Raw genomic sequence first — 13204 nt, 5'->3', positions numbered from 1 at the left:
CAACAGCAGCGCGGAAAACAGTCGGATAGGCAGTGTGAACACGGGATTAGCTCCTGGTTTGAACGGGATCGACCGGGTGCTCCGCCCCAGCCGTGAATTGAGCGCCGCGCGACAAACGCTTGGCTTGGTACATCGCCGCATCGGCGGCATTGAGCAGCGCACCGGGGGTGGCACCATGATCGGGAAAAACCGCGATGCCGATACTGAGCGAGGTCACGACACTGGTGTCGCCCGGCAGCGCGATGGGCATGTCCATGCTGGCGAGGATCTTGTCGGCAATGCGCTCGGCGTCCTCGACCTTGTGCAGGGGCGTAAGCAATACGGCGAACTCATCGCCGCCCAGGCGTGCCACCAGATCTTCTTCGCGCAACTGCGCGCGAACACGATTGGCGATGGCCACCAACACCGCGTCGCCGGCAGCATGGCCGAAGTTGTCGTTGATCCCCTTGAAACGATCGCTGTCGAGAAACAGCACGGCAACGCGCTCATTGAGTTTGCCGCCGTTGCGCAAGGCACGAATCAAGCGGCCCTCGAAAAAGGCCCGATTGGGTAAACCGGTGAGGCTGTCATGGCTGGCCTGGTGCGCGAGGGTTTCGTTTTCGCTTTGCAGGTGGCTTTGCCACGACTCCAGTTCGTCAAGCAAGGCATTGAAGTCGTTCCCGAGATTGTCGAGTTCGGCGATCTGCGCCGGCGGCACCCGGCGATCCAGCGCGCGCTCGCTGCGTGCGGCGTGAGCCACCGTGGCGAGGCTGCGTAGCGGGCCGATGATCTCGCGTAATTGCCGGCGCGCCAGGTAGATTGCCACGCAGGCGCTGATCGCCGTGCAGAGGATGATCCCGGCCAGACCGCTGAGCAGAAACCGCATCAGGCTGCCGCCATGACCGGTGAGCAGGATGTGACCGATCTGACGATCCTGATGCACGATCGGCAGGCTGATCGGTTTCTCCAGAACGGCGCGGGTGATCTGCATCTCCAGGTCGGAAAACAAGCCATTTTCCGGGCGTTGCCAGCGTGCGAGCAGCTGACCTTGGGCATCGAACACCTGCGCATCCGCGACTTCTTCGGTGGAGGCGATCAGCGCCAGGGCTTCGGTGGCGGCGGTCTTGTCGTTGAACACCACCGCCGCTTCGACGGTGTAGCTGATCGAACGGGCAATCAGGTGCAGGTTGTGATCGGCGTACACCCGCAGCGCCAGAACGCCGAGCAAGGTCAGCGAGATACTGGCCATCGACACCGCCACCAGAGCAACCGTCAAATGCCCACGGCCAAGAACCGAGCCCAGCGTTGGGCGGGTATTCGATCTGAACAGTTTCATGGTGCCGCCGGTTTGCGACGCGACAATTGCAGCACGCTTGGATGAATGCGTACGCCGCTGCGGGCCACGGAGTCGAGGTTGACCTCGAAGGACACCTGCTCATCGCCGACGCGCAGGCAGAACAGACTGCCCACCGTGCACTGATCGCCACCTTCACTGATGCTCAGTACCGGATGACCCATCAACGATTCGAAAAGTCGGCTGCGCTCATCCGCTGTCAGTTTGCCGATATAGACCGCATCGCATTCATTGACGATGGCCGGGTTATCGGCCAGCAAGCGCCGCACCAAGACCGGCCGGCCGGTGGCCTGCGTGGTGCCTTTGACCAGATCGTCGGTGTATTCGGTGGGGCCGACGATGCACAGGCGCAACTGCGTAGGTTCTACCGGCCAGCGTGCGTAACTGAGGATGCCGAGAACCACTTGGGTGACCGATTGCGCGCGATGCTCAGCCATGCCCGTCGGCGGTTGCGCTTGCGCGACGGCCACGCCCGTCAACAGCCAGAGCAGACCGACAAGCAACGCGTGCTTGCCGCCAACCGCGCGCGCTGTCGCCCAGACAGACACCTTCATGCAGGGATTCTCTTGGATCGTAGCGAAATGATGCCGCAACGATAGCACAGCGGTGAAACACCAGCGAGGCGGCGCCCTCTGACCGGTTGGTCAGTAAACGCCGTTCAACGCCTGGATTTTCACCCGCGAGGCGCGCTGCCTTCTTCCAGTTCCAGCATCAGTCCGCTGAGACGCTTGACCTTGCGCTGTACGGCTTCTTCAAACACCTCGGTACGCGATTCGATCAGGGTGAACCAGTGTTTGGCGCGGGTAATGCCGGTGTAGATCAGCTCCTTGGTCAGCACCGGGTTCAAGGCATCCGGAAGGATCAGCGCGGTGTGGGCGAACTCCGATCCCTGCGACTTGTGCACCGTCATCGCGTAGACGGTTTCCACGTCGTTGAGCCGGCTCGGCAATACGAAACGCACACCGCCCTGGCCATCGTTACGCGGAAAGGCCACGCGCAGCAGCGGTTTGCCGGCATCCGGCCCTTCACGCTCGGGCAGCTTGAGGGCGATGCCGATGTCGCCGTTCATCAGACCCAGACTGTAGTCATTGCGGGTCATCAGTACCGGGCGACCTTCGTACCATTGCTGATCGTTGTCGATCAGACGTGCCTTGAGCAACGCGGCGGTAATACGCAGGTTCAGGCCTTCAACACCCCACGGCCCTTTGCGCACGGCACACAACAGCTGGAAGGTGTCGAAGGCCTGCAAGACGTCACGCGCCCAGTGGGTCCAGTCTGGATGTTCCAGCGGTCTGTCGGGCGACGGACGCTGATTGCGCAGCACGCTCAGATAGTGCCGATAGCCTTGCGGTCCGTTGCCATCGCCGTGGCCGTCAAGTGCCAGTCGTTCGAGCTTGGGATCGTGTTCAGCCTTGGGCAGTTTTAACGAAAACACATCTTCATAGTGTCCGCTGTCCAGTAACTGACGCGCCTCTAGCGGTAGCTGCTGATTAACCCGCCGCGCGAGCTGACCGATGCCGCTGCCCTCACCGAAACGTCGGGAGTGGCGCAGCATCACCACTTGTTGCGCCAGTGGATGGGCGCCGTCGACATCCTCGTGCAGGCCACTGCCTTGCAACGATTCACCGCTGACAGATTCCAGCCAGTGCCGGGTTTGCGGGTTGTACCAACCCTGTTCGGCGTCACGACACAGATCACCAAGGACTGCGCCGGCTTCCACGGAGGCGAGTTGATCCTTGTCTCCGAGCAGCACCAGTCGCGCATGGGCCGGTAACGCGTCGAGCAGGTTGGCCATCATTTCCAGGTCGATCATCGAAGCTTCATCGACCACCAGCACGTCCAGCGGCAAGCGGTTGCCGGCGTGGTGACGGAAGTGTCGCGTCCCGGGACGACTGCCGAGCAAGCGGTGCACGGTGGTCACGTCGCAAGGGATTTTCGCGCGCACCTCTTCGGCAACTTTCAGCGATTGCACTTGCTGACTGATGGACTCGGTCAATCGCGCCGCCGCTTTGCCTGTCGGTGCCGCGAGACGAATGCGCAGCGGGTGACCAGCCTCCACCGCCGGTGCTTGAAGCAGTGCGAGCAGGCGTACCACCGTCGTCGTTTTGCCGGTACCCGGACCGCCAGTGACAATGCTGAAAGCGCTGCGGGTAGCGAGGGCGCAGGCGAGTTTCTGCCAGTCGATCACTTCACCGGAGCCGGCCGATCCGAACAATTCGTTCAACCGCTGCGGCAGATCCACCGGGGTTGCCTCGGTTTGTGCCAGACGCTGGCGCAACGCCGCATCGATGCGCCGTTCGTAAGCCCAGTAACGTCGCAGGTACAGACGTTTGCCGGCCAACACCAACGGCCGCTGTTGCGCCACTTCACGGGTATCGGCCGCCAGCGCGACCAGACCACTGGCGGCCAGCGCCTTGCACCAATGCACGCCGTCGAGCGCCTCAAGCAATTGCGAGGGCAGCAATAACACGCCGCCTTGCACGTCGCCTTCGGGCGGCAACGACAGGGCAAAATCCGGGGCTTTGAGCGTTTCGAACAGATCCAGGCACACGTGGCCGTGACCAAGTTGGTGACTGGTCAGTGCGGCGGCGAGCAACACCAACGGATCGGTGCCCGGCTCAAGCTCGTGCAAAAATGCGACGAATGCCTTGTCCAGTGCACGCAGCCAGCCCCGCTCGACCCAGCGGGTGAGCAACAGCAGCAAATCGTCGGCGCTGGTCAGCGGTGCAAGTCTCGACAGGCTGTCGGCCGCCAACGGGGTCGGCAACAAATCAGCAAAAGTGCGGCTCATAGCAGGACTCCCTGTTCCCATGCGGGTTCGGCCTTGGGTTCGGGTTTGCCCTGGAACATCCGGTCCAGCCGTTCGATCAACTCGCGCGGCGGGCGTGCAAAGTACACGCCGTGACTGTCTGCTCGGGTGCCACGCAGGAACATATATAGCGCGCCACCGATGTGCCGGTCGTAATCATAATCCGGCAATCGTGCCTTGAGCTGGCGATGCAATGCCAACAGATACAACACATATTGCAGGTCATAGCGATTGTCGAGGATCGACTGTTCCATGGCTTGCTCGGTGTACGCCAGATCATCCACGCCCAGCCAATTGGATTTATAGTCGGCCACGTAATAACGGCCGTTGTGTTCAAAGGTCAGGTCGATGAAACCTTTGAACATGCCGTTGAGTTGCACCGGTTCTGCCGCCACCCGAGCGACGCCATTGTGCGTGTATTGACGCACCAGTTCGTCGAGCTTGAGTACATCGACTTTATGGCTGGCGAACCAGAATTCCATCTCGACGCGGTATTGCTTGAGCTGCTCGAGAATCACCGGCGGCTGCCCGCCAGCAATCGGCAATGGCGACTTGAGCAGATGCTGCAGCCAGTCACTGAGGGTGACGATCCAGCCTTCCCAGCCACGCAAATTGCAGCGGCGACCAATCGCATCTTCCAGCGCCGCGCGAGAAACCGCGAAGCCATCGTCGCCGGCCCACTCCAGTAAACCGTGGAGAAACGTGCCCGGATTGGGGCCTCGGGGGAAGCGGTGGATATCGGCGCCACCGGCAATGATTTCCCGTGGCGCGTCCGGGTCGAGGCGCTCGTCATCGAACAGCTTTTGCGCTTGCGGACTGTCGGGGGCTTCATCGCTGCCAACACTCAACACATCGCTGATGCGCAGCGCGCTGTAGGACGCGATCCACCAGTTTTCGCTGGCCTTGCGCTTGGGCAATAGCGTGGCGCTGAGGATGGCTTCGTTACGCGGCGGCTGGTATTGCTCAGCCGTGGGCTGCGGCATTTCTGCGATGCTGATTGCCGGGCAGTCCTGCTGCAGGTCTCGCAGCCAACGGTCGAGCCCGCTGGATTCGCCCAGAGACGCACCACCGCCGAGCAAATAACCCAGCGCAGAAAGGTGCAGCACCGAGCTGTTATTATTGCCGCGCTTGAGATCCGTCACGCCCAACCAGCAGGCATGTTGCGCGCGGGTCAGGGCGACATACAGCAAGCGCAGATCCTCGGCGAGGCGCTCTTCATCCGCTTGCGCAATCAATTCGGCGGTTGGCTTGAGGCTCACCTGGGCCTTGCCCGAAGCGTCGTGGTAATGCAGCGGCAACCGACTGCCATCGACCGGTTTTGCCGAGCAGATGAATGGCAGGAACACCAGTGGATACTCAAGCCCTTTCGACTTGTGGATGGTCACCACCTTGACCAGTTGCTCGTCGCTTTCCAGGCGCAGGATCTGCTCCTCACCCGCCTGCCCCGACAATGCCAGAAGCTCGGCCAGGTGGCGGATCAGCGCCTGTTCGCCATCGAGTTCCGCGGCGGCTTGCTGCATCAGTTCCGAGAGGTGCAAAAGATTGGTCAGCACCCGCTCGCCATCGCTGCGCGTCATCAAGGTCTGCGGCAAATGGAAGTCGTGCAACAGACGTCGGAGCATCGGCAACACGCCTTGCTTGCGCCACAGTTCGCGATAGCCGCGAAATTGCATGACACGGGTTTCCCAGACCAGTTCGTCCTGGTTCAGCCGCTCCAGTTCAACCAGTGGCAGGTTCAGGGTGATGCAGGCGAGCGCGGCTTTCAGCGAACGTTCGACATCCGGTTCGGCGCAGGCCTTTAGCCACGCCAACAGGTCGTGGGCCTCCTGAGCGGCGAACACCGAGTCCTTGTCCGACAGATACACGCTGCGCACACCACGACTGGCGAGTTCACCGCGCACGGCCTGGGCTTCTTTACCGTCGCGCACGAGGATCGCGATATCCGAGGGGCGCAGGCCTCTGAAGTCCTTACCGTCCTGAGTGAATCCCGCACTGGCGCTTTGTCCGCCATTGAGCAGCGCAGTGATTTCGCTGGCACAGGCCGCCGCCAATTGTTGCCGATAGACTGCGCCTGACAAAGGCTGATCACTGGGCAATAACCAGACATTCAGTGCTGCGACGTCTTGCCCGGCAACCTGCAGTTTCTCCTTGCGGCCCTGAGACTCGACAGGGAGAAACGGCACCGGGTTATCACCATTTTTTTCCCGGAACAAAAACGCGCCGCGTCCCTGCTCGCGGGATTCGGCGCGTTCGAATACATGGTTGACCGCATTGACCATGCCGTGACTGGAGCGGAAGTTGGTGCCGAGCGTATGCAAGCGGCCGCTGGTGGCCTGACGCGCGCGCAAATAGGTGTAGATGTCCGCACCGCGAAAGGCATAGATCGCCTGCTTGGGATCGCCGATCAGAAACAGCCCGGTGTCTGGATTGTTGTCTTCGATCCGATAGATCGTCTCGAAAATCCGGTACTGCACCGGATCGGTGTCCTGGAATTCGTCGATCAGCGCGACCGGGAATTGCTCGCGAATCAGAATCGCAAGACGCTCGCCCCCCTCCGATTGCAGGGCAGCATCCAGACGCAAAAGCATGTCGTCGAAGCCCATTTCGGCGCGCCGGCGTTTTTCTTCTTCAAAGCGCGCACCGACCCATTTGGCGGCATGTTGCAAGACCGCGGCGTCGGGGGTCGGCAATGCATCGAGACTGGATTTCAGTCCGGGCATGGCGTCCAGCCCGGGATGACTCGGGGCCTGGCCCTTCCAGGCTTCAGCCATGCCGTCGGGAGTCAGTCGAGTGAAGCCGGTGCCGATGTCCAGTTGCTCCATGGCCTCGTCTTCGGCCCAGGCCTTGAGCTTCTCGAACCACGGTTCAAAGTAGCGAGCCTGCATCTTGCGACCATCGACGGCCTTGCTGGCGACACCTTGATGACAGATGGCGAGCAACTCGTCTGCCCATTGGCGCCACGGCATTTTCAGTTCGATCAATGCCGCGCGGCGCTCTTGCAGGCACTCTTCGATAAGCTCAGCGGGCGCCTTGCCTTCATCGCTGTCGCGCTCACTCGCGAACAAGCCGCGGACACGCGGCAACAATGCCGCTGGACCGCCCCAGTTGCTGCGCACCCAATTGAGCGCATCACCCTGCATCGGGTAGCAGAACAGCCGCCAGTAATCGCGTAACACTTCGCCAAGCAGATCGCTGTGATCGGTTTCCAGGGATTGGGTGAACAGGCTGCCGCTGTCGAACGCATGCTCGCGCAGCATGCGCTGACACCAACTGTGGATAGTCGAAACGGCCGCTTCGTCCATCCATTGCGCGGCGATATCCAGACGGTTGGCGCAACCGGGCCATTGCTGCGGATCGAATTGATCGCGCAGTTCGGCGATCAGCCCGTCAGGGGCCGGCATCTCGTCACGAAAGAATCGCGCAGCCTCGGCCAGTCGCGTGCGGATCCGCTCGCGCAGTTCTTTGGTCGCAGCGTCGGTGAACGTCACCACGAGAATTTGCGGCGGCAGCAGTTCTCGACCGAAGCTGCTGGCTTCACCGCCGTGCCCAAGAATCAGGCGCAGATAAAGTGCAGAAATAGTAAAGGTCTTGCCGGTACCGGCACTGGCTTCGATCAACTGGCTGCCACGTAGCGGGAATGCCAGGGCGAGGGGTGTCTTCGTACTCATGCGCGCACCCCTTCACTGGATAATGAGCGCCAAGGCGCTTCCTGCAATGGACGGTACAGGGCGTCGCACCAACCGGAGAATGTTTCGTCCTCAAGCAATGCATCGAAGTCGGCATATTGCCGGGACAACGCCGGACTTTCGCGGCGCTCGCCCTCACTGGTCTGGCCATCACCTTCATAGGCTTTACGTGCGGCCGCTTCAGCCTTGAGCGGGTCGGTCTGGGACAGCCAGGCGAAGGCGGTTTTGACGGCGATCGGTAACGGCTGGCGCATGCCGGCCTGCCAGGCGAGCAGCAGATCGCCAAGGAAACGCAACGCTCGGTCCTGCTCCATCGGCTCAAGCAGCAAGGTGTCGTCACTGGCGACCAACGCGGTGGTCAGTGACAACCCGCTGGCGCAGGCAACAAGATGATTGACCCAGGGTTTGCTCAGTCGATGCCATTTGCGGCTTTTGATCGAGCCGATGCTGTTGGGAATGGTCGTGACCGACAACACCCCACCATCGCTGCGCTGATGCAGACCCGAGAGCCAGCCTTCCAGGCGCAAACCCTGCAAATCGAGGCTGATCGGGATCGCACTGGTCAGCGGTGTCGGCCACAACGTCAGTAGTTGTTGATAACGCTGCAACAGGTCCGGCAGCGGTTCGATCAGTTCTCGCTGTAAACATTCGCCGAAGCCAGCCATCGGCAACAGTCCACTGTTTTGCAGGCGGCGGGCTTGAACCTCGAGGGCTTGGTCGATGTTGTCCGGTTGCCTCAGCGCAGCTTCGAGCAGGCTGTCGCTGAGCATGTAACGCTGCAACGCGTCGAGCACGAAAGGCTCTTCATCGGCCAACGGCGCTTCGGCGGCTTCGAAATACACCTTGAGTCGCTGCGTGAAGAAGTGCCGCACCGGGTTACGCAGAAAGTCCTGCAGGAGAGCAAGGCTCAGCGGTTCTTCCTGAATGAAAGGCGTGAGCAATTCCGCGCTGTTTTGTGGCGCTGGCTGTTGATGCAGCACCTGCCATTCACTGGCGTAGCTGAACAGTTGATCGCCTTCATGGAAATAGCGCGCGCTGAACGGTTGCAACGGATGCTCCTCGGTCATGGCGCTCAACAAATCCTGAGTTTCATCGAACAGCCGCCAGCCGCTGGCGAGGTGATCGCGCAACTGGCCGATCAGCACCGAAGCCGGGCGCTCGCTGTTGTCACGAATACTGCGGCCGACCCAGCTGATATAGAGCTGATTGCGCGCAGACAGTAGCGCCTCGAGCAGCAGATAGCGGTCATCTTCGCGCCGGGAACGGTCGCCCGGTCGGTAATCGCTGCCCATCAGATCGAAGTCCAACGGTGGTTGCGCGCGGGGGTAGTCGCCGTCATTCATGCCCAGCAGGCACACCAGTTTGAAAGGGATGGCGCGCATCGGCATCAACGTGCAGAAGTTCACCGCCCCGGCGAGAAAGCGTTGCGACAAACGGCCCTGATCGAGGCCCGCGAGCCAGGCTTCACGCACCACAGTCAGTGGCAGCTCATCCACCAGAGCCACTGCATCGCAGGTCTCCAACCAGGTTTCGCGAAGCTCTTCAAGTTGGGTCAGCAAATAATCGTCGTGTTCATTGCTGGCTTTGAAGAACAGCTGCATGAGCGCTTGCAATCGACGGCCCCACTCTTTCGGTTGCGCCGATTGCATGAGCTCCTGATGGGCGAGTTCCAGTGCATCGAGCAACGCCACCAGCGGCCCGATCAATGCGGCATCCAGGCCACCGATTTCATCATACGGTTCGATACCCGCGCAGGCATTTGCGCTGCCAACGGCGTAACCGAGCAACATCCGCCGCAAACCGAAATGCCAGCTGTTCTGCTCCAGCTCATCAGGCAAGCCGAGCCCTGCGCGTTGCTCGGCGTTCATGCCCCAACGGACACCTGCGCCTTCGATCCAGCGGTGCAGTGTCGGCAAGTCGCGCTCTTCGACGCCGAAGCGCGCACGCAAAGCAGGAACATCGAGCAGGTCGAGAATCTCACTGACCGGAAAACGGCTGTCCGGCAGTTTCAGCAAATGCTCGACCGCGATCAGTAGCGGATCGCGGCCACGTTGGCCCTGGTCTGCCAAAGTGAAGGGAATGAAACGCGGATCATACCGGTCGAGTTGGCCGAATACTGCGCGGATATGCGGCGCATAGCTGTCGATGTCCGGCACCATCACGATGACATCGCGAGGACGCAAATCGGGGTTGGCACTGAAGCGGGCCAAGAGCTGGTCGTGAAGGATTTCAACTTCACGCTGAGCGCTGTGGGCAATGTGAAAACGGATCGAATCATCTTTTGTCAGATCAACCGCAGGCCAGTGCTCGCGGGTTTCGTTGAGCGGGCGCAGTTCGAGGATGTCGTCCTGTAGTTGATTGAGCAAATTGTGCGGACGGGTTTCGCTGAACAGGTCGATGCGACCGTCGCGGAACGCTGCACGGTAGCTGTTGGGATCGTCGTAGCTGTCGAGCAGGTTGATGTAGTCGCGACCTTGTTTACCCCATGCAGCCAATAGCGGGTGGGCATGTTGGTGCAACGTGTCAGGGTCGAGGACAACAGGCATTCCGCTCTTGCGCGACTGCCGCTTGTATTGGTGACGCAGCAAGTCCTTGTCGGCGACGATATCGGCCCAGTGGTGACGGCAAGGGTTGTGCACGCAAAGCAGAACCTGGCTGAAACGTGCGAGCCCGGCCAGCGCTTCAAGGACTTGGGCCGGCAACGAAGAAATCCCGAAAACGATCACTCGCGAGGGAAGCCCGGTCGGAGCCTCTGTGAGATTGTTGATGCGCTCGATAAACCGTTGATGAACACCGGCGCGACTCTGTGCCATGCCTTGTTCACCCACGTCATCCAACAATGCACGCCACAATTCGGCTTGCCAGCAACTGGTGGCTGACAGAGGTTTTACTTCCCCCCTGACATTGCGCAACTGGTGCCGCCCTTCAGCCCAATCCTCAAGCCAGTCAGCCCGATACACCTGATATTGGTCGAAGAGATCCGCCAGGCGCTCGGAGAGTTGGTAGCGCTTGCGCAAGTCGGTGTCGTGGGTGAGGAACCGTTGCAGCGGCTCGAAATGCTCGCGGTCGATGACCTGTGGCAGCAGGCGCATGAGACGCCAGGTCAGTGGAGCTTTATCGAGCAGGGATTTGGCCGGGATTTGTTCTCGGCCCAGAACCATTCGGTAGAGCTGCCACATAAAACTGCCGGGCAGTTGCACATCAATCGCTGCGGCAATACCGCAGCCGCCGAGATCGTCCTCTTCGGGGTCTTCCGCCAAAGCCAATTTAAGCCATTGGGCGATTCCGTTGCTTTGCACCAGGGCAATTTCGTTTTCCAAAGGCGCCAGTGGATAGCGTCGCATGATGCTGATCACAAGGCTGCGCAGTTCGTCCAGGCTGTTGCTCTGAACCACCATGAATGCAGCGTTGAGGGACTGGGCGTCCGGCATAAAGGCTTCCTTGGAAAAGTACAAAAGCTAGGGCAGAACCTTAGCATTGTCGGCAGGTTGTGACAGCCGGACGACGTCCGTGAATGCTGTAAGAACTTTCCTGCGGGCAAAACAAAACCCCAACTGCTTTCGCAATTGGGGTTTCGGAATTTAATCTTGACGATGACCTACTCTCACATGGGGAAACCCCACACTACCATCGGCGATGCATCGTTTCACTGCTGAGTTCGGGATGGGATCAGGTGGTTCCAACGCTCTATGGTCGTCAAGAAATTCGGGTACTGAGTCGTGGCCGGACGGCCTCGCTTCAGCAAATTGGGTATGTGATAGCTTTCGGTGTTTGTGAACATCGAACTTTCGGTTCGTTTCGTCTTCACACACCGCAATCTGGTCTCTCTCGCTTTTCAGCTTGGAGCATGCAAATTGCTTGGGTGTTATATGGTCAAGCCTCACGGGCAATTAGTATTGGTTAGCTCAACGCCTCACAGCGCTTACACACCCAACCTATCAACGTCGTAGTCTTCGACGGCCCTTCAGGGAACTCAAGGTTCCAGTGAGATCTCATCTTGAGGCAAGTTTCCCGCTTAGATGCTTTCAGCGGTTATCTTTCCCGAACATAGCTACCCGGCAATGCCACTGGCGTGACAACCGGAACACCAGAGGTTCGTCCACTCCGGTCCTCTCGTACTAGGAGCAGCCCCTCTCAAATCTCAAACGTCCACGGCAGATAGGGACCGAACTGTCTCACGACGTTCTAAACCCAGCTCGCGTACCACTTTAAATGGCGAACAGCCATACCCTTGGGACCGGCTTCAGCCCCAGGATGTGATGAGCCGACATCGAGGTGCCAAACACCGCCGTCGATATGAACTCTTGGGCGGTATCAGCCTGTTATCCCCGGAGTACCTTTTATCCGTTGAGCGATGGCCCTTCCATACAGAACCACCGGATCACTAAGACCTACTTTCGTACCTGCTCGACGTGTCTGTCTCGCAGTCAAGCGCGCTTTTGCCTTTATACTCTACGACCGATTTCCGACCGGTCTGAGCGCACCTTCGTACTCCTCCGTTACTCTTTAGGAGGAGACCGCCCCAGTCAAACTACCCACCATACACTGTCCTCGATCCGGATAACGGACCTGAGTTAGAACCTCAAAGTTGCCAGGGTGGTATTTCAAGGTTGGCTCCACGCGAACTGGCGTCCACGCTTCAAAGCCTCCCACCTATCCTACACAAGCAAATTCAAAGTCCAGTGCAAAGCTATAGTAAAGGTTCACGGGGTCTTTCCGTCTAGCCGCGGATACACTGCATCTTCACAGCGATTTCAATTTCACTGAGTCTCGGGTGGAGACAGCGCCGCCATCGTTACGCCATTCGTGCAGGTCGGAACTTACCCGACAAGGAATTTCGCTACCTTAGGACCGTTATAGTTACGGCCGCCGTTTACCGGGGCTTCGATCAAGAGCTTCGCGTTAGCTAACCCCATCAATTAACCTTCCGGCACCGGGCAGGCGTCACACCCTATACGTCCACTTTCGTGTTTGCAGAGTGCTGTGTTTTTAATAAACAGTCGCAGCGGCCTGGTATCTTCGACCGGCATGAGCTTACGGAGCAAGTCCTTCACCCTCACCGGCGCACCTTCTCCCGAAGTTACGGTGCCATTTTGCCTAGTTCCTTCACCCGAGTTCTCTCAAGCGCCTTGGTATTCTCTACCCAACCACCTGTGTCGGTTTGGGGTACGGTTCCTGGTTACCTGAAGCTTAGAAGCTTTTCTTGGAAGCATGGCATCAACCACTTCGTGTTCTAAAAGAACACTCGTCATCAGCTCTCGGCCTTAGAATCCCGGATTTACCTAAGATTCCAGCCTACCACCTTAAACTTGGACAACCAACGCCAAGCTGGCCTAGCCTTCTCCGTCCCTCCATCGCAATAACCAGAAGTACAGG

General features: G+C 59.6%; 5 protein-coding genes and 2 rRNA genes (1 of these 7 cut by a window edge). All 7 read right to left on the bottom strand.

The annotated features are described in order from the left end of the window. Positions 1 to 46 precede the first annotated feature (46 nt). Positions 47 to 1315 carry a diguanylate cyclase domain-containing protein gene (locus tag C2E19_RS04735; RefSeq protein WP_129388724.1) on the bottom strand — a complete coding sequence of 423 codons (1269 nt, stop codon included), beginning with the start codon at positions 1313 to 1315 and terminating at the stop codon, positions 47 to 49. After that, the gene (locus C2E19_RS04730) at positions 1312 to 1887 is read right to left on the bottom strand and encodes a YfiR family protein (protein WP_129388721.1); all 576 of its coding nucleotides are present in this window, start codon (positions 1885 to 1887) and stop codon (positions 1312 to 1314) included. Before C2E19_RS04730 ends, C2E19_RS04735 begins: the two co-directional genes overlap by 4 nt. Before the next feature lie 119 nt (positions 1888 to 2006). Continuing rightward, positions 2007 to 4124 carry an exodeoxyribonuclease V subunit alpha gene (gene recD, locus C2E19_RS04725; protein WP_129388718.1) on the bottom strand — a complete coding sequence of 706 codons (2118 nt, stop codon included), beginning with the start codon at positions 4122 to 4124 and terminating at the stop codon, positions 2007 to 2009. Continuing rightward, on the bottom strand, positions 4121 to 7810 hold the full coding sequence (gene recB, locus C2E19_RS04720; protein ID WP_129388715.1) for an exodeoxyribonuclease V subunit beta: 3690 nt from the start codon (positions 7808 to 7810) through the stop codon (positions 4121 to 4123). Before recB ends, recD begins: the two co-directional genes overlap by 4 nt. Further along, a complete protein-coding gene (gene recC / locus C2E19_RS04715; protein WP_129388712.1) occupies positions 7807 to 11259 on the bottom strand; it encodes an exodeoxyribonuclease V subunit gamma in 3453 nt (1150 codons plus the stop codon). The genes recB and recC overlap by 4 nt, the downstream gene beginning before the upstream one ends. 154 nt (positions 11260 to 11413) lie before the next feature. Beyond that, positions 11414 to 11529, bottom strand: a 5S ribosomal RNA gene (gene rrf, locus C2E19_RS04710). Positions 11530 to 11697: 168 nt separating this feature from the next. Continuing rightward, a 23S ribosomal RNA gene (locus C2E19_RS04705) occupies positions 11698 to 13204 on the bottom strand; it runs 1387 nt beyond the window's last position.

The sequence above is a fragment of the Pseudomonas sp. DTU12.3 genome, assembly GCF_004124275.1.
Classification (GTDB): domain Bacteria; phylum Pseudomonadota; class Gammaproteobacteria; order Pseudomonadales; family Pseudomonadaceae; genus Aquipseudomonas; species Aquipseudomonas helmanticensis.
Note: the sequence above shows the minus strand (reverse complement) of the source record. Positions and strands in the feature narration are given on the sequence as shown.